Raw genomic sequence first — 22873 nt, forward strand, 5'->3', positions numbered from 1 at the left:
CCCATGATTACCGCCCACACCTTTTCATCCATCCAGGCTATCGACCGCGAAGCCTGGAATGACTGTTTTCCAGATGCTCTGGAGGATTGGGACTACATCGTGGCCGTCGAAAAAGCCGGGATTGAAGGCTTTGAATGGCGTTATCTGACGCTGTTCGAAGGCCCCACCCTGCTGGCCGTGGCAACCGCATTTACCACCTGCTATCGCCTCGACACCACCGTTCAAGGGCTCGCCAAGCACTTTACCGAACGGCTCAACCGCGTGTTGCCGGGGCTGGTGCAGCTGCAGCTGTACGCCATCGGCTCGCCGCTGACCGAACAATGCAGTGCAGGGACGGCCAGCGTTATCCCGGCAGCGCAACGCCCTGCCCTGCTCGCCCGGCTGCTGACCCTGGCCCAGGCTGACGCCGCCCGCCTTGGCATCGGCCTGATCGCGGTCAAGGACGTGCCCAGCGACGACCATGAGTGGGCCACCCTCTGCAAGACGGCAGGCTTTCAGTCGATGCCGGGGCTGCCCAGCGCAACCCTGGCGGTGCCCTTCGGCTCGGTGGACGGCTACCTTGGCTCACTGGGCAAGTCCACCCGCAAAGACATGCGCCGCAAACTGCGCAACCCCGGCCCGCGGGTGGAGTGGCGCAGCACCATCGACGACGTTTTGCCTGACGTCATGCGCCTGTACGCGGCCAGCCTGGCACGCAGCGACCTGCAATTGGAGCGCTTACCCGCGACTTATTTCACGGGTATCCTCCAACAACTGGGCGACCGGGCAGTGTGCGTGCTGTACTGGCTCGACGAGCAACTGGTGGCGTTCAATCTGGTGCTGATCGATGAACACCGCCTGATCGACAAGTTTTTTGGCCACGACCTTGAGCTGACCCGCGACTACAATCTGTATTTCAGGAGCTGGCTGGTCAATGTCGATTACTGCATCAGCCACAACATTGCCCTGTACGAATGCGGCCAGGCCGGTTACGCCAGCAAGATCCGCCTGGGCTGTACCTTTCAGGGCAACACACTGTATTTCCGGCATCGCAACTGGCTGATAAACAACCTGCTCAAGCTGGTCAAACTGTTCATCCGCCCTGACCGCCACGACCCTGCCCTGGCGGCTGCGATAAGCGAGTATTAATGCCCACCACGCCTGACTCACCGCGCCAGCCCCAACCCTTCAAAGTGTCGCGCTGGACCGTGCAGCGCAAACTGGTGCTGGCGTTCTGGCTGGTCAGCGTCATCCCGACCATGATCGCCGCCGAACTGGCCGCCACCACCCTGTCGCAGATTTTCGATAGCAACGTGCGGGTCTGGTTGCAGGAGTCGACCAAAATCGTCAAGGACGAGATCAGCGAAATCCTCGCGGACAACGCCCGGGCCGCCAAGCTGTTCCTGCAATACACCCACCCGCCGTCTTCCAGCAAGGCCATCCGCCATGACCGGCTGACTGCTGACATCGCCGACGCGATGGGCATCGACGTGGTCGCCCTGATCCGCGACAGCGACCACAAAGTGGTGTTCAGCACCGCCAGTGACACCATCGTCGACCAGATCAGCCTGGCGCCCAATGCGGTGTTGCAAACCATCGACGTCGGAGGCGTACCCACCGGCACCGTGGTCTCGACCTTTGCCACCAGCCAGGACGGGGCGGATTACCAACTGCTGGTAGCCACCTACATGGACAGCAGCTTTCTGACCAGCGTGGCCAATGTTCACTCCCTGGACCTGCGCCTGTACCTGTCAAATTCCGCAGGGTTTGCCGAGATCTTCTCCAGCCAGCGTTTCGAAGACCGCCAGCCGATGGTGCCCCCGGCTATCGAGCAAATATTGCGCGAAACCCGCTTGCCCACCGAGCAGTTCACCAGCCGCTACAGCGGTTTGTACTGGCCCATTCTCAACGACAACGGCGAGCTGCAAGGCGTGATCTACAGCGGTCTGCTACGCCATGCCAGCCTGGTGGGTCTGGTCAACCAGAGCAACCTGTTCGCCCTGATCTTCCTGCTCGGTTCAGTGCTGTCACTGACCGTTGGCTGGCTGGTCTCCGAGCGCCTGACCCGACCGCTACGAGACTTGTCAGAAGGCGTGCGCGCCGTGACTGCCGGGGACTACAACCAGCGCGTTGGCGTATCAGGCAACGACGAACTGGCCGAGCTGAGCAGCACCTTCAACCACATGACGGCACGGCTGGACCAGTTGCATCATCTCGAAGCACAACTGCGCCGCCGCGACCGCTTGCATGCCCTGGGGGAAGTAGCGATGGGCCTGGCCCACGAAATCCGCAACCCGCTGGGCATTATCAAAACTGCGACCCAACTGCTGCACCGCCGCGCCGACCTGGGCGAGACCGACAAGCGCCACCTGGAATACGTGGTCAGCGAAGTCTCGCGGATCAACGACCTGATCACCGAGTTCCTCGACTTCGCCAAGCCCAGCGCTCCCGTCCGCGCGCAACAGGCTGCGCGACCTCTGGTTGAAGACATTCTGGGCTTCTGCAAACCGGAACTGGAAAGTCATAACATCGATGCCCGCATCGACGATCAAGCACCCGGGGCCACCCTGTATGCCGATGCCGGGCAGCTGAAACAGGCGTGCCTGAACCTGATCATCAACGCCATCGACGCCATGCCAGAAGGCGGCTGCCTGACAGTGCACATTTCCCGCGAAAACGATTACACCGTGATAGGCATTGCCGACACAGGAGAAGGGATCGCACCGGACATGCTCGAACGTATTTTCACGCCCTTCGTGACCACCAAAGCCTCAGGTACAGGGTTGGGCCTGGCCAAGGTGTTCTCCATCATGGACAGCCACGATGGGCGCATCGAATGCATCAGCAAAAAAGACGCCGGTGCCACCTTCAATCTGTACATTCCTGCCCACGGAGCAAGCAAGACATGAGTCATAACGTGCTGGTGGTCGATGACGAACCCAAGCTCTGCGACCTGCTCAGCTCGGCACTGAGTCAAAACGACATTCAGGTCTTCACCGCGGGCAACGGCCTGCAGGCGCTGGCGATTCTGGAGCAGGAAGACATCGACCTGGTGATCAGCGACTGGCGAATGCCCGGCATGGACGGCCCTCAGTTACTGGCGGAGGTCAAACTGCGCTACCCGCAGCTGCCGGTCATCGTCATGACCGCCTACAGCACGGTGAAAAACGCCGTACAGTCCATGCGTAACGGTGCCTACGACTACATCGCCAAACCCTTCGATATCGACGAGCTGGACATTACCGTCAGCAAGGCCCTGCAGTTTCGCGACATTTTGCGCGACAACGCACGCCTGCGTGCCGAACTGGACGAGCACCAGCACATCGACAGCCTGATCGGCGACAGCCCCAGCTTTCGTCGGGTGCTTCAAGCCATCGACTCGGTGCGCGAGAGCAGCGCCACCATCCTGCTGACCGGCGAAAGCGGCACGGGCAAAGAGATGGTCGCCCGCGCCATCCATAAACACGGCAGTCGCGCAGACAAACCCTTTGTCGCGGTCAACTGTGCGGCAATTCCCGAAGGGCTGCTTGAAAGCGAGATGTTCGGCCATCGCAAGGGCGCCTTTACCGGCGCCGTGGCCGACCGTGTGGGGCGCTTTATGCAGGCCGACAAGGGCACGCTGTTTCTCGATGAAGTGGGGGACATGCCCCTGGCCTTGCAGGCCAAGATCCTGCGGGCGCTTCAAGAGCGGGTGATTGAGCCGGTGGGGGATCCGCGAGAGCGCAAGGTGGATGTGCGGGTGATCGCCGCGACCAACAAAAACCTGCTGCAAGCCGTGGCCGACAAAACGTTTCGCGAAGACCTGTACTACCGCCTGAATGTATTCCCGATCCCCCTGCCCGCCTTGCGCGAACGGGTTGAAGACATCGCACCGCTGGCGCGGCACTTTGCCCACAACCTGGGAGCCACCGCAGGTAAACGCATCACCGGTTTCAGCCCCGGCGCCTTGCAAGCAATGGCCGCCTATCACTGGCCAGGCAATATTCGCGAACTGCAAAACTGTGTCGAGCGCGCCACCATCGTGGCCAACAGCAGCATCCTCCAGGACAGCGACTTGCCGCCCTACCTGTTCAGCGCCCAGCCCGGCCAGAACAGCGCCCTGCCCGCACCGGGGCCGAGTGTGCCGCCCGATCTGGAAGCGGCACTGGCCGAGGTCGAAAAAGCGTACATCCTTGCCGCCCTGCAACAAGCCAATGGCGTGCAGGCAGCGGCGGCGCAGTTGATCGGGATATCAGAACGCAGCTTCTGGTATCGCCTGAAAAAGCTCGACATCCATGTCGATAAAATCGTCCGCTAGCCCATTAAAGCGGGCAAGCCCGCGCGTGTGGGAGCGGGCTTGCTCGCGATTGGAACGCCGCGGTTTATCAGGCAAACCGCGGGTACCGGTTTTGCAACCTCCCCCCCGCGTCTGTTGTGGCAAACGGTTACTCCCGGTTTAGCCGTGTGCGGCGGCGATGATTTTGGCGACAATCACGTTGAGGCTGGACTGAGTAAGCGCGCTGGTTGCTGTTAATTTTGCGGCCCACAGTAAATCCGCCGGTGACAGGTTAAGGCGCTGGCTCAATTGCATTTTTTGCAGCAGGGGCACCAGCGCTACAAAACTTTTCGGTACGCTGGTGCCCATCAACGCAAGGGTCTGGGTCACATCCCAGCCATGCAAATCGCCAAGCAACTGTGCAGCGACTTGCAGGGTCAGTGCCGGAGTTTGGTTGGCGCGCTGCAAATAGCCGCGTGCCTCGGCCACAGGCCCCACCAGTTTGCTTTGCCACTGGCGATAGCGTGACAGCGCCAGCAACAGGTTCAGGGTCAACGGTGGGGCTGTGCTGGCGCCGGTCAGCGCCGAAGGCCTGCCCTGCGCAACCGGCATCAACAGCTCCAGGTCCTGCTCACCGAGCTGGGCCCAGATGCAGACTTGAGCGAACTGACGCACAAGGTGTGCGTATTGCACGACCTGAGGCAGGTCCTCCAGAGAGGCCAACCCTTGGCAAACACGCTCGATATCCTCCCAAAACTTCAACAGCCCGTAGCCATTGAGCGTTGGGGCCATGTCCTTGGCCACGGCATCGACCCAGACCAGCATGGCATCGACGATGTTGGGCTTGAGGCCGAACTCGGCACCGATATGGCGTGCCAATTGCGCCCGCAATACCCCGTCCTCTGCCGCCAGCAGTTGCGACGGCACGGGTTCGCGGCCGGTCAGGGTGCTGTAGATATTTTCGATAAAGGCTTGCAGCTCAGGTGTTTTCTGCACCGGATAACGCCGGCTGGTCAGGGCGATCAACTGCGCGGCATCCAGCTGTTGGGCTCGCATCCAGTCGACCAGGTAGCCGGTGCGAATCAGTATGGCCATAGCCTTCTGGTTGGGTCTTGGCTGGGCCAGAGCGCTGACTATGGCATTGGGCGCGCCCAGCAACTCCCATAGATGCACAGCCTCAACCACCCGCAGGCCAAACACGCGAGGGATCGCCACCAGCCGGTACAACGCTGAAATCTGCTCCAGCCCCAATACTGGCAAGGTGTTGCCGACCATGCCTGGCAGGTTCTGTGCCAGCAGGACAAGGCTAGCGTCATCGATCTGCAGGCCCTGGCACAAACGGGCGCGAGCACGCAGTGAGGCCTGATCTTCGGTTGAGCGCTGGAAGTCGACATTGAGCTGACCAATCAAGTCAGTTGCGCCGAACAGACGGGTATAAAACGAGGTCTTGCCGCTGGCATTGAAGGTGTTAAGCACTCCCAGGCAAGCGGCGAAGCTGTCGACGGTCATGCCATAGCGCTGACGCAGTGGCAAATAGATCGCCAGCGCCTGCAACGGTTGCGTGAGCGGGTGAGCGCTAATATCGTCGCTGGCCTGACTGATGAACCAGTCAAGTTCTTCAAAGGACAGAACTTTCACATGGCGTTGCAGCCGAACAAGGCGATTAAGACGCTCAAAGGCACGACCATTACGGTTGTACAGCCCACTCGTCGTCGGATCGTTGGGTGGCGCTGGAACCGGATGCCCAAGGGCGGCACCGACATATGCATATAAGGGCTTGGCGGGAGCAGCACTACCGTCGTCCCAGCCGTTGATATAGCGGGCACCGTAGATCTGAGGTGGGATGATCCTCGGTATATAAGTGATTGAAATATCAAGCGCAGCGCTCAAGGGAATGACCACGCCTTCAAAGCCCATGTTGACCCCTTTTATGAAAATAGGTACGGGGTTCTCAAGATACTGATTGAGGGTCATATTCAGAGAATGTTCCCAATAACGCACCGAGGGCCACGGCTCGGGCAAGTCCATGGGCGTCAGCAGTTGTGTTACCTGTGCGTTGTCATTCCCCGCTTGTGCAAGCCACACCACATGCCGATCAGTTCCGTCCGTGAGCACTGAGGTGTACGCAAGCCAAAGTTCATTTCCATTGCGGACTTGAATTGACACGTCAATGAATTTGCAAGTAAAGGTTCCGTCTCCAACCGTGCCGGTATATGAAACGGTTAACGACTGTTCGGGATCAACTTTAACTTCGGCTTCCCCCAAGTCTGAAACATCAAAGAACGGCCCTGCTCCCAGCGCAGCCAAGATAGTTTCCGTTGGCATTTTAAGCGCTGCTTCCAGAGATGACACATAATTCAAATGACTTGCGCCGGGGAGGCCAAAATATTTAGCAACCCCTGCATCAGAGGTATTCCTGGCTTCCGTCAGTATGTTTAACAAGTCCGGCGACATGCCCAGCGCGTCGCGCGCATAGTTCACCGGCATCCTGGTTGCCCAACTTGCCAGCGTACTATCCAGCCGCAATGCCTGATCTTCGTAATCGCCAAATACCGACCACAGTTCGGCCGGGGTAGATTTACGTGCGGCCATGCCTTGCAGGATCTGTTCGCTGGCATGGTTGTACGGCAGGTTCATCGGATACAAAGAGGTGCGCAGCAATTCGTCAACATCGCCCTCTATACCAGCCTCAAGTACCTCAAGGGTCAGCGCCAGGGTGCTGACTTCTTCATGCACGTTGGCTTCACTGAGCGCCAGATTGGCCAGGTCCGGGCGCCGTCGGTTGAGCTGCAAGCCGTGGGTTTGCGGATGCAGCGGCTTGGCGGCGCGATACAGGTCGGTCAAGTAGCTGGCGGGGGAGAACAATGAGCCGACCGAGTCCGGATGAGCAAACTGGGTGCCATTGGCTGGCGCGAACCAACTGTCATAACTGCCAGTACCGCCAAGGGAACGCTGCATCCAGGCACTGTCGTATTCCACACCCAGCCTGGACACAGCCTGCATGGCCGGATCGCTGCGCGAGCACAGTTGAGCATAGAGCCGGGTCAGAGAAGCAGCACGGTCTTGCGCCTGATCATAAAAATCCACTGTTTGGTTGAGCTCAAGATTGCGCCCGGATATTTGCAGCATCTGGGTAACGGCCTCGGGGCCACTGTCTGCCACTTCAAACACCGAGCTGTAACCGGACTGTTCGAGCTCTGCTTGAAATACCTGCAGGGATTGGAGGGCAAGCAGGTCGCGTTCAGAGGTTGTGACCTCCTGCCCCTCGGTGTCCGGATCCCTTTCGGGTTCAGACACCTCGCCCTCGCTGGGTCCGGTCTCATCTGCCAGGCCAGCTGGCGGGGGGGTGGAGCCGTCTGAAGTGTTTTGCGTTGCCATAACCATATCCTCAACTTCCGAATTGACAGGAGCCTCCCCGGCTATCCGCCAAGGCCACCGCCAGCACATCGGTTTTTTTAAGTCAGGAACTGACTCTGTTGAGGTCGATTACGCACTTGGATAGAGAAACTGCCTACTGTCAGAAATGACAGAGACGACATCCATTCATCAGAATTTTCATACAAAAAAAAGAAACATATCTGACGTTAGAAGAGAGGGAGAAACAGCTACAAGCCCCGGCTTGTAGCTTGCAATGCTCTTTAAGCGGCTTGCGAATGCACCTGCCGCGCAGCCGCCAGCCTGTTGATCAGCGCTACTTCTGCCACGGCCCAGCTGCGGGTTTTGAGGGCGCAATCGGGGTTGACCCACAGGTTGTCACCCAAACGCTCCCGGGCTTCTTGCAATTGCACCAGGGCATTTTCAAGGTCGCAGCGCGATACGTTGCGACCGTTGACCAGGCCCAGGGACAGCACTTTGTAAGTCGGCAAACGATCCAGGATTGCATGCAACGGGTCGGGAGCGCGCACCAGATCCACGTGCAACCCGTCCACCGGCAAGCCAACGGCCAGGCCGAGGTTGCCTTCAAGGCCGCTGAAGTAAGTAGCAACCAGCTTTTTCAGCGGCGAGTATTGAAGAATGTGATAAGCGCGCTCAAAGGCGCTTTTCCATTCCTGTGGCAAGTCCAGCGACAGGATCGGCTCGTCGATCTGTACCCATTCCACGCCCTGCTCTGCCAGGCGGGAAAGGGTTTGCGCGTACACCGGCAGCAGGTTTTCCAGCAGGTCGAGCGTGTTGAATTCGTTACCCTTGGCCTTGCCCAGCCACAGGTAGGACAGTGGACCGAGTATGACGGGCTTGACCTTGTGGCCCTGCGCCAGTGCTTGGGCGGTCTCTTCAAACAACGGGTCCCAGTTCAGCTCAAAGTGCTGGTCCAGGCTGAATTCCGGTGCCAGGCAGTACTGTCTGGCACGCAACGGGTGACCCACGCTGTGCAGTGCCGCCTGAACGCTGTCGCCTTTGCAGTAGGCTTCGAGTGCTTTTTTCGGATCGCCGTCTGCGCCAATGCCGGGGAAACCAAGAGTGTGGGCCAGAGCCATGACAGCATTCCTTCGTGTAAGTAATGGCTCTATTATCGACACCCGCCTAAACATGAGACAAACTCAATGTTTTCGTGTTGAACATCAAATCTACTCATGGAGCCACTGTGCTGGAAATTCGTCACCTCAAAACCCTGCACGCGTTGCGCGAGTCAGACAGCCTGGTCGAAGCGGCAGAGCGCCTGCACCTGACTCAGTCCGCTTTATCTCACCAATTCAAAGAGCTGGAAGAGCGCATGGGCATGCCGCTCTTTGTGCGTAAAACCAAACCGGTTCGCTTCACCAGCGGCGGCTTGCGCCTGCTACAACTGGCCGATGCCATGCTGCCACTGCTGCGCGGTGCAGAGCGGGATATCGCCCGTCTGGTCGGCGGTACGGCCGGGCGTCTGCACATGGCGATTGAGTGCCATAGCTGCTTCCAATGGCTGATGCCCACCATCGATCAGTTCCGTGATGCCTGGCCCGAGGTCGAGCTGGACCTGGCCTCCGGCTTTGCTTTCGCACCGCTGCCGGCACTGGCACGGGGTGATCTGGATTTGGTGGTGACTTCAGACCCGCAGGAAATTGCCGGCCTGACCTATGTACCGTTGTTTACCTACGAAGCCATGCTGGCCGTGGCCAACCAGCATCCGCTGGCCAACAAACCGTTTATCGTGCCGGAGGATCTGAGCAGCGAGATTTTGATCACCTACCCGGTGGAGCGTGATCGGCTCGATATCTTTACCCGTTTTCTGGAACCTGCCGACGTCGAACCCGCTCAGGTACGCACCTCGGAGCTGACGGTCATGATGATGCAACTGGTCGCCAGCGGCCGAGGCGTCTGCGGGATGCCGCACTGGGCGCTGCATGAATACAGCTCGCGGGGTTATGTGAAGGCTAAGCGCCTTGGCGAGAAGGGGTTGTTTGCCACGCTGTACGCCGGGATTCGCGCCGACATGCTGGATGCACCGTACATGCGCGACTTTTTGCTGACGGCCAAAGACACGTCGTTCTCGACCCTGGACGGGGTGAGCGCGGTGCGATAAGGGCCGCAGGACCTTCAATGTTGTTCACTCAAGGGATTTCTGCCTCTGTGGGAGCAGCATTGCTCTTAAGTGAACAGCATTCCCTCTCAGCCTTCAGCAGCGACTACACGGTTTCAGATGTCTTCGACGTTCACCAACCGGCGCATATGCACCCGGTCGTAATACGCCTCACCCACCCGAATCGCGCAGTCTTCCAACCCCGACTGCTCGAATCCGCAGCGTGTGTACAACGCCAGCGCAGCATCACTGCCGGCGCTGACGGTCAGCTCAATCACCTTGGTTTCAGGCTCTTGCTCGGCCAGTGACAGCACGGCCTGTACCAAATGCTCACCCAGCCCTTGCCCACGAAAATCCCCGGACACATACAAGCCAAATAACGTGGCCTTGTGCCGGGCATCTTCCCAGGGTTCGAACGCCAGGCCGACAATCCCCACCAGCCGGGAATCGACAAAAGCACCAAACAGGGCGCTCAGTTCATCGTCCAATTTGGCTTCCCACCAGCTCAGCGGCAATTTCTCACGCTGGGCGATGGTGGATACAAAAGCCTCGGGGTGCAGCGCGTAAGCCTCAAGCATCAACTGGCGATAGGCCTTGGCGTTTGAGGGTTCAAGCAGTTCTATAGCCATTACAGGTCCAGGTCATACGGTTTTACGTTGTTCCAGCATCAGCCTCACTGCCAGTGCAGCCAGCACACAGCCCATCACATAGCGCTGCACTGCCAGCCACAACGGATTACGCACAAACCATACGGCAATGCCGCTGGCGAACAGCGCAATCAGCAAGTTAACCGTGAAACTGACGCTGATTTGCGTCAGGCCCAACACGATACTCTGAGTGAACACCGAACCGTGCTCCGGGTTGATGAACTGCGGGAAAACCGACAGGTAGAACACCGCTACCTTGGGGTTCAGCACGCTGGTCATGAACCCCATCAGCACCAATCTTGACGATGAGTCCGGCGCCAGCTCCCGGGCTTCAAACGGTGACCGGGCACCGGGCCGCACCGCTTGCCAGGCCATCCACAGCAGGTACAGGGCCCCTGCCCACTTGAGTGCTTCATAGGCCATTGGCACCGCCAAAAATACAGCCGTCAGGCCCGCGGCGGCGGCAAACATATGCACAAAGAACCCCGCCACAACCCCGAGCAAAGACGTGACCCCGGCCTGGCGCCCCTGGCAGATGGAGCGCGAAATCAGGTAAATCATGTTCGGCCCCGGCGTTAGCACCATCAGCAGGCAGGCCGCGGCAAAAATCAGCAGGTCGTGGGCTGGAATCATCAGGCAGTCCTGGTCAGCAACGCATTGCGATAAAACGGCAAGACCAGATCGCGAGTCAGGGGCGCCAAGACCAGGCCACCATCCCCCTGCGGATCGATCCACTGCACTTCTTCAATTTCCGCGGCAGGGGTGACCGGCTCGCTGATATGCAGCAAAAACAGCTCGGCCTGCACCTCAAAGCCCGGTTCGTTGACGGCCGGGGCCGCGAAATGGCCCAGCCAGGTGGCGGTGGCCGGATCAATCACCAAAGCCAACTCTTCTTCCAGCTCTCGGGCCAATGCCGTAACAGGTTGTTCGTGGGCTTCGATCTTGCCGCCGGGCTGCATGAACGCCTGGGTGCCGCGCTTGCGCACCAGCAGGGTTTGGCCATCAGGGCCGATCAATACCGCAGCAGCAATACGAATGATGTTGGATGTCATGGGTTTTGGAGTGGTCACGTTCAGGGGCCGACACGATAAAAGGTGCGCGCAGGATCACACGAGCCGGCAAACCTGAAAATATACAGATGTCATCTGTACCCGAGCCTTCTGTATGAAATGCCCGACTTTGGTAGGGATGCTGGCGCAAAGGAAATCCCGTTCAATGAATATTCAGACAGGGAGTTGGCATTTGCGTGATGGATGACCAACACTCCCCTGCAAACCTCCGACTCAAAGAGAGGGTTCTATTGTCCTTTTTCTGTTCTCGACCTTTTGAGGCGCAACCGCCTGAGGGAACAGATCAGCCTGAAACAGGAAACCGTATGAGCCTGTCACTGTTAAGCCGTTATGCGTTTTTTGCATGTTGCGTCATTTTCACCCTCGCCAGCCTGCCGTTCATGCACCATGAATGGTTATGGCCCTTTACTGCCGTCACCCTGGCGTTAAGCCTGCTGGGAATTTTCGACCTGCTGCAAAGCCCCCACGCCGTGCGCCGCAACTACCCGATCCTGGGCAACATTCGCTATCTGGTGGAGGCCATTCGCCCGGAAATCCGCCAATACCTGCTGGAATCTGACAGCGACGCGCTGCCCTTCTCACGCTCTCAACGCTCGCTGGTGTACTCACGGGCCAAGAATGAAAGTGCCGACAAACCCTTCGGCACATTGGTGGACGTGTATCAGCCAGGCTTTGAATTTATCGGCCACTCCATGCGCCCGGCCCCGCTGACCGACCCCAGCAGCTTTCGAATCGTGGTGGGCGGCCCGCAATGCAGCCAGCCGTATTCGGCGTCGATCTTCAACATTTCGGCCATGAGTTTTGGCTCTCTGAGCGCCAATGCCATCCGCGCCCTCAATCAGGGTGCAAAGCTCGGTAACTTTGCCCACGACACGGGAGAAGGCAGCATCAGCTCCTATCACCGTGAGAATGGTGGTGACTTGACGTGGGAGCTGGGCAGTGGCTACTTCGGCTGCCGCACCTCGGACGGGCGATTCGACCCTGAACGTTTTGCCGCCCAGGCCCGAACGCCACAAGTGCGGATGATCGAAATCAAGATGAGCCAGGGCGCCAAACCGGGCCACGGCGGCATTCTGCCCAAGCACAAAGTGACCCTGGAAATCGCCGAAACACGCGGTGTACCCATGGGCGAAGACTGCATCTCACCTTCGCGTCACAGCGCGTTTTCGACGCCCATCGAACTGATGCTCTTTATCGCGCAGTTGCGTGAGTTGTCTGGCGGCAAACCTGTCGGCTTCAAGTTCTGCCTGGGCCATCCGTGGGAATTCATGGGCATCGCCAAGGCCATGCTCGAAACGGGCATCCTGCCGGACTTTATCGTGATCGATGGCAAGGAAGGCGGCACAGGCGCCGCACCCGTGGAGTTCACCGACCATATCGGCGCACCGCTGCGCGAGGGTTTGCTGTTCGTGCACAACACCCTGGTGGGCCTGAATCTGCGGGACAAGATCAAGCTGGGTGCCAGTGGCAAGATTGTCAGCGCCTTCGACATTGCCAGCGTACTGGCCATTGGTGCCGACTGGGCCAACTCGGCGCGGGGTTTTATGTTCGCCATTGGCTGCATTCAGTCGCAGTCCTGCCATACCAACAAATGCCCCACCGGCGTGGCCACCCAGGACACGTTGCGCCAGCGGGCGCTTGTGGTGCCGGACAAGGCCCAGCGGGTTTTTCAGTTCCACCGCAACACCCTCAAGGCCCTGGCCGAAATGCTAGCCGCGGCGGGTCTGGAACACCCGGCGCAACTCAAGGCCAAGCACTTGGTGCGACGCATGTCCGCGACCGAAATCAAACTGTTCTCGCAACTGCATGTGTTCCTCAAGCCCGGCGAATTGCTCACCGGAGAGGTCAATGGCGAGTTCTATTCACGCATGTGGCAAATGGCACGGGCTGACAGCTTCGAGCCCAACGAAATCGCCGCTGCCTGACGCACACAAGGACTGAGCAACATGTTGAAGGTGATCGCTGAAGACTTCATCAAGCCCGAACATCTGGAGACCGTACGCCCGTGGTACGCCGAACTGGTGGAAAAAACCCGACAGGAACCCCTGTGCATTGCCTATGACTTGTTTGTGGATCACGCGGCCCCCGGGCACTTCATCTTTATCGAACAATGGCCGGATCAGGATGCACTGGATGCCCATTGCCAAAGCGAGCATTTCCGCCGGCTGGTGCCATTGATCAATGCCCATCAGTCAAAAGCCTGCACGTTTATCATGATGCATGAGTTTTAAATAAACTCTGGCTCGATCTCGGGCTGACAGAGCCCGATCGAGCCCTGGAAACGGAGTTTTGGACGGCATTGCAAACAGCGCCTGACGCTGAAAATTTCTTCAGGGTCATTCGCAACCTCGTCAGAATAAAACCCTGAAACGTATTACCCAGAACATCCTTGATACAAAAACCCGGTAGACCATTCAAGCGAAGTGATAGCTGCTGTCAGGTCACACACGGCAGCTATCCACAGCCTTTGCATTTAAACGCTATTAGCGTCACCCTGCGCGCCGCCAACAAGTGGCGTGCACTCTGAGCTGCGCCCATTTTTATTCATTTTTTCGAGTACTCGCCGTGATACTTAACGGACGCGACCACCGCATCGATTTCTTTCGCGGGCTGGCGCTGATTTTTATCTTCTGGGATCACATCCCCCACAACCCGCTGGCCGAATTGACGGTACGAAATTTCGGCCTTAGTGATGCAGCTGAAATCTTTGTATTCCTGGCCGGTTATGCCGCGGTGCTGGCCTACGGCAAAATCGCGCAACGGGATGGATTCCTGATCGCCAGCGTGAAAATCCTGCGCCGCGCCTGGGTGCTGTACGTGGTGCACATCTTCCTGCTGGCGGTGCTGATGGGCATCGTTTTTTATGCCAACAGCCACGTCGAAACCCGCGACCTGGTGCAGGAAATGGGCTTGCAATACTTCTTGAGCAACCCGCAACAGGCCCTGACCGACGAGTTGCTGCTGCGCTTCAAACCCAACCTGATGGACCCGCTTCCACTCTATATCGTGCTGTTGCTCGGGTTGCCGCTGGTATTGCCTATGCTGCTGCGCAAAGCCGTGTATGTGGTAGGCGTGTCCCTGGCGCTGTACCTGCTGGCCCCCGTCTGGAACCTGGCGGCACAGGAAGGCGGGGTGTGGTTTTTCAACCCGATGGCCTGGCAGTTCCTGTTTATCCTGGGGGGTGCTGCGGCACTTCACGGGCAGCGCGACAAGGCCCCTGAAACCCGGCCGTTATCCCGTCAGCCTGTGTTTGTGGGGGCGGCGGCCTATCTGTTGATCACCGGGTTACTGGCGCTGTCATGGAAGTGGCCGCAGTTCCACGACGCCGTCATGCCGCTCTGGCTGGGCGAGCATCTCTATCCGATCAGCAAGACCAACCTGTCGCCGGTGCGTTTGTTGCACTTTTTGGCCCTGGCTTATGTAGCGGCCAAAGTGGTGCCTCAGGGTGACTGGTTGAACAACTGGCTCACCCGTCAGACCTGCCGCATGGGCCGCTATTCGCTGGAAGTGTTCTGCCTGGGGGTGGTCCTGGCACCGCTGGCCGACATGCTCAATGCACTGGGCGGTGACGGGGTTGTGATGCAAGTGTTCAGCGCCCTGATGGGCGTGGGGATGATGGCCGTACTGGCGGCCTGGCTGGACTGGAACAAGCGCCTGTCGCGCAAATAGTGGCTGCTGATGTGGGAGCGGGCTTGCTCGCGACGGGATCCCGAGATCAGTCTGACAGACCTCGGCGTCCCGTCGCGAGCAAGCCCGCTCCCACAGGCGTTTAGTTGACCTTGGCCGGTGAGCTCTGCGTTGGCTGCAACTTGAACACATAGAACAGCACAGTCAGCAGGATCAGAAACCCGGGGCCTACAAACAAGGCGATTCGGGTTTCTTCGAAAAAGGCCATCAGACCGACCACCATCAACAAGAACGCCAACGCCGCGTACGAGCTGTAGGGGTAAAGCCACATGCGGTACTTCAGGGCGGCGGCTTCTTGCGGGCTCAGGTTCTTGCGAAAGCGCAGTTGCGCCAGCAGGATCATCAACCAGGTCCAGATCGCGCCAAAGGTCGCAATGGCTGTCACCCAGACGAACACTTTCTCGGGAGCCATGTAGTTAAGACCTACACCCAGCAGCAGGACGGCAATCGACAGCAGCAATGCCTGACGCGGCACACCGTTTTTCGCGGTGGTGGCAAAGTTGGCAGGCGCCTGACCGTTTTGCGCCAGGCTATAGAGCATGCGACCGGTACTGAAAATGCCACCGTTGCATGACGACAGTGCTGCGGTGATCACCACGAAGTTGATGATGCCTGCCGCCGTCTTGATGCCCAAGCATTCAAAGGTCATCACAAACGGGCTGCCCGACGTGCCGATTTCGTTCCACGGGTAGATCGACAGAATCACGAACAACGCGCCGACGTAGAACAGCAGGATGCGCCAGAACACCGAGCCAATCGCACTCGGGATGGTCTTTTGCGGGTTCTTGGCTTCACCGGCAGTCAGGCCGATCATCTCGACGCCCAGGTAAGCGAACATCACCATTTGCAGGGACATCAACACACCCTGGATACCATTGGGCAAAAAGCCGCCGTGGGTCCAGAGGTTCGAAATACCCAGCGCAACGCCGTTGTTGCCAAAGCCGAACGCGATGATGCCAATACCACCGAAGACCATCGCGATGATGGTGACGATTTTGATCAGGGCAAACCAGAACTCGAATTCACCGAACGCCTTCACCGCGATCAGGTTGATCGAGCCCATGCTGATCAGCGCCGCCAGGGCCCAGATCCATCGTGGTACATCGGGGAACCAGACGCCCATGTACACCGCCACGGCAGTGATTTCAGCGACACAGGTCACCAGCCACAGGAACCAGTAGTTCCAGCCGGTCAGAAAACCAGCCAATGGGCCAAGATAGTCCTGGGCGTAGCGGCTGAACGAACCGGCCACAGGGTTGTGTACGGCCATTTCGCCGAGTGCACGCATGATCACCAGAATGGCCAGGCCACCGATGATGTAGGACAGCATGATGGCCGGACCGGCCATTTCAATGGCTTTGGCCGAGCCCAGAAACAGGCCTACGCCGATACAGGCGCCAAGCGCCATCAAGCGAATGTGGCGTTCGCCCAGTTCGCGTTTGAGCGGGCCGCCTTGAACGGTTTCACCGTGGGGCGGGTGGTTGCCGACTGGCATAAAAATACAACCTCATATTGTTATTGGATATGCATCAATAGAGCGCTCGAAAAGACGGGCGGGTCACCTGTCCAACCTCCTGATCAGCCCGGGCTTTGTAGGCCGTTAGACCAGAAGGGAAATGCCCTACTGAGATCGGCGGCGAGTATTGCACAGGGTTGGTGCACAGTCATTCCCCTACACAGATCGTATTTACCACTTGCAAGGGCTCTATTCCTTCGCTTTGCGTCACGCGGGACGCTTGCATCACGACAAGCCCTCTCCTCTGCGGCGATAGGATTATCAGATTACCCTCACAAATTTTTCACCCGAATCCGCCAGCGTCTACGCTTCAATCAAGCGCAACCAAGATGCGTACCTGGAACTGTCGACTATGGGCGTACTGTGGAACTCAAGCTCCAGAAAAACGGCGGTGCCATCAGCAGCAATGGACAATGCTGCACCCCCGCCACCCTCGCCTGAACCCAAGCGCTATGGATGGCTCGTGTTCGGCCTAGTGGTGTTGGCAGGACTGGTTGTACTGGGATTTGCCATTGCACAGGAGGTGCGCAGCTCCAAGCTGCAAGCCCGTGAATTCAGCCGCTTTGCCGCCTCATTGAGCTATTCGATGCATGCGGGGCCGTCCGACGCGATTCAATATCCAGGGGATGGGCCTTTCGACAAGCGTTTGGGCTACAGCGCATTAGGCGACTTCCTTCCACGCCTGCTAAAACGTGACTACGTAATCACTCAACAAAGCCGCTTTTCGCCAGAGTTACTGGGCTACAGCGAGAAAGGGTTTTTCGTACCCTATTCGGAAAAAATTCAGACAGGACTCTCGATCACCGATTGTGCGGGCAGCGCCCTGTATCAGTACAACTACCCACAGCAGTTGTACTCAAGCTTTGCGAGCATTCCCCCGCTGGTGGTTCACAGTTTGCTGTTTATCGAAAACCGCGACCTGCTTGACCCTGCGCAGCCGCAAGCGAACCCTGCCGTGGACTGGCCGCGATTTGCCATGGCCGCTTACTCGCAGGTTGCCAAGATGCTGCATCTGCCGGGGCAGTCTGCAGGTGGCAGCACCCTGGCCACCCAACTTGAAAAATATCGTCATTCACCCGATGGACTGACGTTGTCGGGCAGCGAAAAACTGCGCCAGATGGTCTCGGCCAGCGTGCGAGCCTATCAGGACGGTCCACAGACCCTACCCGCCCGGCAAAAGGTGGTGCGCGACTACCTCAACAGCGTGCCACTGTCGGCAGTGCCCGGTCATGGCGAAGTCCACGGCATGGCCGAAGGTTTGCGGGTGTGGTACGGCGCCGACTTCAATCAGGTCAACCAGATGCTGAGCAGTACCGCCACAGACCCAAAAAGCCTCGCTCAGAGAGGGTTGGCATTGCGCGAAGTGCTGTCACTGATGATCGCCCAGCGCAGACCCTCCCACTACCTGGCCCGAGGCCGTGACGAACTGGCGCAATTGACCGACAGCCATATACGCCTGCTGGCACAAAACAATGTGATTGATCCGGCACTCACTGAGGCCGCACTGGCCAGCCACGTGACCTACCGCGATTGGGCCCTGGCACCGACGATGCAACCGAACGAAACCAACAAGGGCATCAGCGTGGCCCGCAGCCGCCTTTCAGTGCTGCTCAAGCGTCCGCTGTATGACCTTGACCGTCTGGACCTGTCTGCCACCAGTACCTTGCAAGGCGATCTGCAACGTCAGGTCAGTGAGTATCTGCGTCAACTGGCAGACCCGGCCTTTGCCGCAAAGATCGGCCTGCTTGGCCCCTACCTGTTGACCCCCACCAGCACCGCGCAAGTGCGTTACAGCTTTACCTTGTTCGAACTCACTCCGGACGGTGCGCGAGCACGGGTGCAAACCGACAGCACCGACCAGCCTTTCGACATCAACGAAGGCAGCAAACTGGAACTGGGCTCAACGGCCAAACTGCGAGTCCTGACCACCTACCTGCAAATCATTTCAGAACTGCATGATCGCTATGCCAGCCAGCCCGGCGTCGTCTTGAGAAAAATCCCGATCACCGATCAAGACCCCCTGACCCGTTGGGCGCTGGGTTACCTGATCGAAAAACCCGGCTCAACCCTTGCGCCAATGCTCGATGCAGCACTCAACCGCCAATACTCCGCCAACCCCGGTGAAGGCTTTTTTACCGGCGGCGGCATGCATCACTTCCACAACTTCCGCAGCCAGGACAACAACCGGACGGCGACGCTGCGCGACTCGATACGTGAGTCGATCAACCTGCCTTTTGTGCGTCTGATGCGTGACGTGGTGCGCTACACCAGCTACCAGTCTCCCAGCAACAACGTCGAGTTGCTGCGCGACGACAGCAACCCGCTTCGCCAGGAGTATCTGAGCCGCTTCGCCGACCGTGAAGGCACGACATTCATGCTCAAGTTCTGGAAAAAATACCGGGGCAAAGACTCCAAGGCCCGCCTCGATACCTTCCTGGACAGCATGCACCCCACCGCCATCAGAATGGCGGCCGTGCATCGTTATCTGTTCCCGAACTCAGACCAGGCCACCTTCAACCGCTTTGTGCGCTCCCATTTGAGCAGCGACAAAATCACCGATGAGCGGCTGACCAAGCTGTATGAGGGCTACGGCCCCGGTGCCTATAACCTGCCTGACCAGGGCTATATCGCCAAAGTCCATCCACTGGATCTGTGGTTGCTGGGGTATTTGCTCAATAACCCGCAGGCCACCTTCCAGCAAGCCGTCGGCGCCAGCGAGCACGAACGTCAGGAAGTTTACAGTTGGCTGTTCAAAAGCCGGCACAAGAGCGCCCGTGACAGCCGCATCCGCACCATGCTGGAAATCGAAGCTTTCCTGGACATCCATCAACGCTGGCAAAAAGTCGGCTACCCGTTCGACCATCTTGTGCCCTCCCTTGCCACCGCGCTGGGCAGTTCCGGGGATCGTCCGGCGGCACTTTCCGAACTGATGGGCATCATTCTTAACGATGGCGTGCGTTTGCCGGTGTTGCGCATTGATACCCTGCATTTCGCCGCCGATACCCCCTATGAAACCCGCCTGATCAACGACCCGGACAAAGGCGTGCGGGTCATGCCCAGCGAAGTCGCCACGGCCCTGCGCGAAGCCTTGTCCCAAGTGGTGGATGCCGGCACTGCGCGCCGGGTCTCGGGCAGCTTCAAGCTTGATGACGGCTCACCGCTGGCCATGGGCGGCAAGACCGGCACCGGCGACAACCGTATCGAAAGCATGGGGGCGGGTGGACGGATTCTCAGTTCCAAGTCGATCAACCGCACAGCAACCTTCGTGTTTTATATCGGCGAGCATCACTTCGGCACCCTGACTGCCTTCGTTCCAGGGCGCTCGGCCGAGGCGTTCAAATTCACCTCCGCACTGCCGGTGCAAGTGCTCAAGGGCATGGCACCGATCCTCACGCCCTATCTGCAACCGGGTACCAACACCTTGTGCCTGGCGCCAGCGTCGATACAAACCGCAGCGAAATAGCAAAACACCGCGGCCTGTCTGGCAAAACGGGGTGATGCCATCGCGAGCAAGCCCGCTCCCACAGTGCTGTGCCCCCCCTCGAAGGGTGTGAAAACCACAGCACTGTGGGAGCGGGCTTGCTCGCGATGGGGTCCGTGTGATCCAGAACCCTGTCGACCGATGAGAATCATTACCGTTCGTCGAGTGAGTTTTTACATTTCTTAAGATATATCTTAAGTTGTATCTAACTTAACGAGAGCGAAGAGAAAATGAGCGAACATCATCCCCACCACCGCGAACATGGCGCGGGTCAAGACGGCTTCGAGAAACGCACCGGTCGCGAACGCGGCGGACGCGGACCCCGAGTATTCGCCCCAGGCGATTTGAAATTACTGCTGTTGGCACTGATTGCCGAACAGCCTTGCCACGGCTACGACCTTATCCGCCAGATCGAAGGCTTATTCGACGGCGCGTACAGCCCGAGCCCCGGCGTGATCTACCCCACCCTGACCTTCCTTGAAGAAAGCGAACTGATTCAGGGCGACGCTGAGGGTGGGAAAAAACGCTACTGCGTGACCGACCTTGGTCGCCAGTCCCTGAGTGATCAAGCCATTGCCCTGGACGGCGTGCGCATGCGCATCGATGTCAGCAAGCGCTCTTTGCGCGGTCATGATCGCCCCGCCGAGATTCACGAGGCTGTACACAACCTGCGCCATGCCTTGCAGATGCACCATGGTCGCTGGAGCCCCGAGGAAATCCTGCGGGTACGGGACTTACTCAACAACACCGCCAAAGCCATTGTCGATGGCCCTGTCACTGCCCAGCCTGCACAGGAGAACGCTAAATGAATGCCGCTACTCCCCAGACCATTCACCGTGTCATGCATGAAATCAAACGTCGCAAGCTTGAAGTGCTACGGGTCGTCGACCTGACCCCGCGCATGCGCCGTATTACCCTGGGTGGACCAGAGCTGGCGGGCTTCATCAGTCTTGGCAGCGACGATCACGTAAAGCTGTTTTTCCCGCAAACCGAGCAAGAGCTGGCAGCGCTGGAAAATCTGGAATTGAGTGCCGGTCTGAAAGGCAGCGTCATGGCGCCGATGCGCGATTACACCCCGCGCCGCTATGACTTGAGCACCTTTGAACTGGACATCGACTTTGTACTGCACGGTGACGGCCCCGCTGCCACCTGGGCCGCTCAGGCCGAGCCTGGTCAGTACCTGCATATCGGCGGCCCAAGAGGCTCGATGGTAGTGCCGGACATCTTCGACAGTTATGTGCTGATCGGTGACGAAACCGCACTGCCTGCCATCGCCCGCCGACTGGAAGAGCTGCCCGCCAATCGCCGCGCCTTAGTGGTGGTCGAGGTGGAAAACGCCCTTGAGGAACAGCCCCTGCACAGTGCCGCGTCGGTCGAGGTGATCTGGGTACATCGCGATGTACCTGGGCAGGACGTGCTCAAGACGGTTGCCGGATTAAGCATGCCTTCAGGAGAGCTCTACACCTGGGTTGCGACCGAAAGCGCGTTGTCGCGCAAGGTGCGCCGGGTACTGCTCGACACCCACGGTTTGAACGAAGAGTTCGTCAAGGCCGTGGGGTATTGGCGCCTGGAAGGTGGTACTGAAGAGTAGGACTCACGGCAAAATTCGGTGGGAGCGGGCTTGCTCGCGATGCTAGCAACGGGGTTTGTCTGACCCGCCTGGTGAGGCTATCGCGAGCAAGCCCGCTCCCACAAAAGCCAGGCCGGGATCAGGCCCGCTGGCCCCTGTAACGGTCCACTGCCACCACCGCCAGCGCGACCGCAACAAATCCTGCCAGAATCCCGCCTGCATTGATAAACGCTTGCCCGTAGCCCAATTTCTCGACATCGATAAACGGATACGGGTACACACCCAACAGGTGCCCGCGCAGCAGGATGTAGGCGAAATACAAGACCGGGTACAGCATCCAGAGCCCTATATGGCTCACCCGCAACACCCCCTTCGGCACGTAAAACCACCAGTACAACGCAAACAGCACCGGCATCACGTCATGCAATAGTTCATTGGCCAACCATTGCCAGCCTTCAGGCTGCCAGAGCTGGCGCAGCAACAGGCTATATGCCGCCCCCACTACGATAATGCTGACGGCAATGCCGCTACTGACCCACGGCTGCAAGAAAAACGTCCTGCCCTTTGAGCTGCGGGCGTCTGCGGCATACGTCAACACGCAGGCGGCAAGGGTGTTGGTCAAAATGGTGAAAAAGCTGTAATAGCTCACCAGCCCGCCCACCACATTCGCTCCGCTCATCCAGCGGGCGAACAGCACCAGCTCAAGCTGAATGGCCAGGCCGCTCCAGCCCAGGATTGCCATCACGGTGCACAGCGTGCGTGACGCGACACTCATTGGCCGATCAAATTTCGCGTTTGGTACGGGCATATTTCACGTACAGCTTCTCGACCTTTTCCCGCGCCCACGGGGTTTTACGCAAGAACGTCAGGCTCGACTTGATGCTCGGGTCGCTCTTGAAGCAACGAATATCAATACGCTCGGCCAGCCCTTCCCACTCGTAATGCGCCACCAGCGCAGTGAGGATCTGTTCCAGCGTCACGCCGTGCAATGGGTTGTTGTTGGATTCAGTCATGCCGGGCCTTTAAAGCAATAGAGAGAAAGCCGCGCACCTTAGCCGAGCACCTGCTCAGGGGGAAGTGCATTCGGTACGGAGCAAGTCTAGCCGTGACCCGGCACCCAAATGAAAGTTCCGCTTGGATAGCGCCAAGGTGATGTTATATTGTAACTATA

Annotated in this window: 18 protein-coding genes; 10 read left to right on the top strand and 8 right to left on the bottom strand. The window is 58.7% G+C overall.

The annotated features are described in order from the left end of the window. Positions 1–3 precede the first annotated feature (3 nt). From AC19YQ_RS04515 to AC19YQ_RS04525, 3 genes are read left to right on the top strand one after another with little or no spacing between them, the layout of a single operon-like run. Entirely contained in the window at positions 4–1128 is a 1125-nt protein-coding gene (locus tag AC19YQ_RS04515) for a GNAT family N-acetyltransferase (protein WP_500594666.1), read from the top strand. Next, complete coding sequence (locus AC19YQ_RS04520; protein ID WP_500594667.1) at positions 1128–2888, top strand: sensor histidine kinase; 1761 nt, start codon at positions 1128–1130, stop codon at positions 2886–2888. The genes AC19YQ_RS04515 and AC19YQ_RS04520 overlap by 1 nt, the downstream gene beginning before the upstream one ends. After that, entirely contained in the window at positions 2885–4276 is a 1392-nt protein-coding gene (locus AC19YQ_RS04525) for a sigma-54-dependent transcriptional regulator (RefSeq protein WP_326398402.1), read from the top strand. The genes AC19YQ_RS04520 and AC19YQ_RS04525 overlap by 4 nt, the downstream gene beginning before the upstream one ends. A 138-nt stretch (positions 4277–4414) precedes the next feature. Here AC19YQ_RS04525 and AC19YQ_RS04530 read toward each other — a convergent pair whose 3' ends face one another. Continuing rightward, positions 4415–7531, bottom strand: coding sequence for a Tc toxin subunit A (locus AC19YQ_RS04530; protein ID WP_500594668.1), 3117 nt, complete (start codon positions 7529–7531; stop codon positions 4415–4417). A gap of 341 nt (positions 7532–7872) precedes the next feature. Beyond that, on the bottom strand, positions 7873–8709 hold the full coding sequence (locus AC19YQ_RS04535) for a hypothetical protein (RefSeq protein WP_445261351.1): 837 nt from the start codon (positions 8707–8709) through the stop codon (positions 7873–7875). Between the two features lie 107 nt (positions 8710–8816). Here AC19YQ_RS04535 and metR point away from each other — a divergent pair, with 107 nt between their 5' ends. Continuing rightward, positions 8817–9734, top strand: coding sequence for a transcriptional regulator MetR (gene metR / locus AC19YQ_RS04540; protein ID WP_133075911.1), 918 nt, complete (start codon positions 8817–8819; stop codon positions 9732–9734). Positions 9735–9847: 113 nt separating this feature from the next. On the opposite strand, the gene AC19YQ_RS04545 is transcribed toward metR, so the two are convergent. Genes AC19YQ_RS04545 through AC19YQ_RS04555 form a run of 3 tightly spaced genes read right to left on the bottom strand, consistent with a single transcriptional unit; the run spans position 9848 to position 11430 of the window. Then, entirely contained in the window at positions 9848–10360 is a 513-nt protein-coding gene (locus tag AC19YQ_RS04545) for a GNAT family N-acetyltransferase (protein ID WP_219260826.1), read from the bottom strand. A 12-nt stretch (positions 10361–10372) separates the two neighbouring features. Continuing rightward, the gene (locus AC19YQ_RS04550) at positions 10373–11011 is read right to left on the bottom strand and encodes a LysE family translocator (RefSeq protein ID WP_133075913.1); all 639 of its coding nucleotides are present in this window, start codon (positions 11009–11011) and stop codon (positions 10373–10375) included. Beyond that, on the bottom strand, positions 11011–11430 hold the full coding sequence (locus tag AC19YQ_RS04555) for an NUDIX hydrolase (protein WP_326425423.1): 420 nt from the start codon (positions 11428–11430) through the stop codon (positions 11011–11013). Before AC19YQ_RS04555 ends, AC19YQ_RS04550 begins: the two co-directional genes overlap by 1 nt. 323 nt (positions 11431–11753) lie before the next feature. On the opposite strand from AC19YQ_RS04555, the gene AC19YQ_RS04560 reads away from it, so the two are divergent. From AC19YQ_RS04560 to AC19YQ_RS04570, 3 genes are all read left to right on the top strand, one after another. Continuing rightward, positions 11754–13373, top strand: a complete 1620-nt coding sequence (locus AC19YQ_RS04560) for an FMN-binding glutamate synthase family protein (RefSeq protein WP_133075915.1) — start codon at positions 11754–11756, stop codon at positions 13371–13373. Between the two features lie 21 nt (positions 13374–13394). Continuing rightward, complete coding sequence (locus tag AC19YQ_RS04565) at positions 13395–13679, top strand: putative quinol monooxygenase (RefSeq protein WP_500594669.1); 285 nt, start codon at positions 13395–13397, stop codon at positions 13677–13679. Positions 13680–14016: 337 nt separating this feature from the next. Continuing rightward, on the top strand, positions 14017–15117 hold the full coding sequence (locus AC19YQ_RS04570; RefSeq protein WP_219260999.1) for an OpgC family protein: 1101 nt from the start codon (positions 14017–14019) through the stop codon (positions 15115–15117). Between the two features lie 100 nt (positions 15118–15217). Here the strand turns inward: AC19YQ_RS04570 and AC19YQ_RS04575 are convergent, their stop codons facing one another. Next, positions 15218–16630 (bottom strand): amino acid permease, encoded by a 1413-nt coding sequence (locus AC19YQ_RS04575; protein WP_500594670.1) that lies wholly within the window; start codon positions 16628–16630, stop codon positions 15218–15220. Positions 16631–17003: 373 nt separating this feature from the next. On the opposite strand from AC19YQ_RS04575, the gene AC19YQ_RS04580 reads away from it, so the two are divergent. From AC19YQ_RS04580 to AC19YQ_RS04590, 3 genes are all read left to right on the top strand, one after another. After that, a complete protein-coding gene (locus AC19YQ_RS04580) occupies positions 17004–20114 on the top strand; it encodes a transglycosylase domain-containing protein (RefSeq protein ID WP_338649203.1) in 3111 nt (1036 codons plus the stop codon). A gap of 248 nt (positions 20115–20362) precedes the next feature. Continuing rightward, complete coding sequence (locus AC19YQ_RS04585) at positions 20363–20941, top strand: PadR family transcriptional regulator (protein WP_326398406.1); 579 nt, start codon at positions 20363–20365, stop codon at positions 20939–20941. Next, positions 20938–21723: a siderophore-interacting protein gene (locus AC19YQ_RS04590; protein ID WP_500594671.1), complete on the top strand. Its 786-nt coding sequence runs from the start codon at positions 20938–20940 to the stop codon at positions 21721–21723. Before AC19YQ_RS04585 ends, AC19YQ_RS04590 begins: the two co-directional genes overlap by 4 nt. A gap of 118 nt (positions 21724–21841) precedes the next feature. Here the strand turns inward: AC19YQ_RS04590 and AC19YQ_RS04595 are convergent, their stop codons facing one another. Continuing rightward, positions 21842–22477 (bottom strand): Pr6Pr family membrane protein, encoded by a 636-nt coding sequence (locus tag AC19YQ_RS04595; RefSeq protein WP_133075922.1) that lies wholly within the window; start codon positions 22475–22477, stop codon positions 21842–21844. Between the two features lie 7 nt (positions 22478–22484). Then, positions 22485–22715 carry a VF530 family protein gene (locus tag AC19YQ_RS04600; protein ID WP_019823597.1) on the bottom strand — a complete coding sequence of 77 codons (231 nt, stop codon included), beginning with the start codon at positions 22713–22715 and terminating at the stop codon, positions 22485–22487. Between the last annotated feature and the right edge of the window lie 158 nt (positions 22716–22873).

It is taken from the genome of Pseudomonas sp. MF06569 (assembly GCF_059862735.1).

Coding starts and splice junctions, on each gene's coding strand:
- AC19YQ_RS04565 (WP_500594669.1), top strand. CDS start 13,395: ATGTTGAAGGTGATCGCTGAAGACTTCATCAAGCCCGAACATCTGGAG.
- AC19YQ_RS04545 (WP_219260826.1), bottom strand. CDS start 10,360: ATGGCTATAGAACTGCTTGAACCCTCAAACGCCAAGGCCTATCGCCAG.
- AC19YQ_RS04580 (WP_338649203.1), top strand. CDS start 17,004: ATGGGCGTACTGTGGAACTCAAGCTCCAGAAAAACGGCGGTGCCATCA.
- AC19YQ_RS04590 (WP_500594671.1), top strand. CDS start 20,938: ATGAATGCCGCTACTCCCCAGACCATTCACCGTGTCATGCATGAAATC.
- AC19YQ_RS04560 (WP_133075915.1), top strand. CDS start 11,754: ATGAGCCTGTCACTGTTAAGCCGTTATGCGTTTTTTGCATGTTGCGTC.
- AC19YQ_RS04575 (WP_500594670.1), bottom strand. CDS start 16,630: ATGCCAGTCGGCAACCACCCGCCCCACGGTGAAACCGTTCAAGGCGGC.
- AC19YQ_RS04585 (WP_326398406.1), top strand. CDS start 20,363: ATGAGCGAACATCATCCCCACCACCGCGAACATGGCGCGGGTCAAGAC.
- AC19YQ_RS04535 (WP_445261351.1), bottom strand. CDS start 8,709: ATGGCTCTGGCCCACACTCTTGGTTTCCCCGGCATTGGCGCAGACGGC.
- AC19YQ_RS04600 (WP_019823597.1), bottom strand. CDS start 22,715: ATGACTGAATCCAACAACAACCCATTGCACGGCGTGACGCTGGAACAG.
- AC19YQ_RS04515 (WP_500594666.1), top strand. CDS start 4: ATGATTACCGCCCACACCTTTTCATCCATCCAGGCTATCGACCGCGAA.
- AC19YQ_RS04520 (WP_500594667.1), top strand. CDS start 1,128: ATGCCCACCACGCCTGACTCACCGCGCCAGCCCCAACCCTTCAAAGTG.
- AC19YQ_RS04555 (WP_326425423.1), bottom strand. CDS start 11,430: ATGACATCCAACATCATTCGTATTGCTGCTGCGGTATTGATCGGCCCT.
- AC19YQ_RS04595 (WP_133075922.1), bottom strand. CDS start 22,477: ATGAGTGTCGCGTCACGCACGCTGTGCACCGTGATGGCAATCCTGGGC.
- AC19YQ_RS04550 (WP_133075913.1), bottom strand. CDS start 11,011: ATGATTCCAGCCCACGACCTGCTGATTTTTGCCGCGGCCTGCCTGCTG.
- AC19YQ_RS04525 (WP_326398402.1), top strand. CDS start 2,885: ATGAGTCATAACGTGCTGGTGGTCGATGACGAACCCAAGCTCTGCGAC.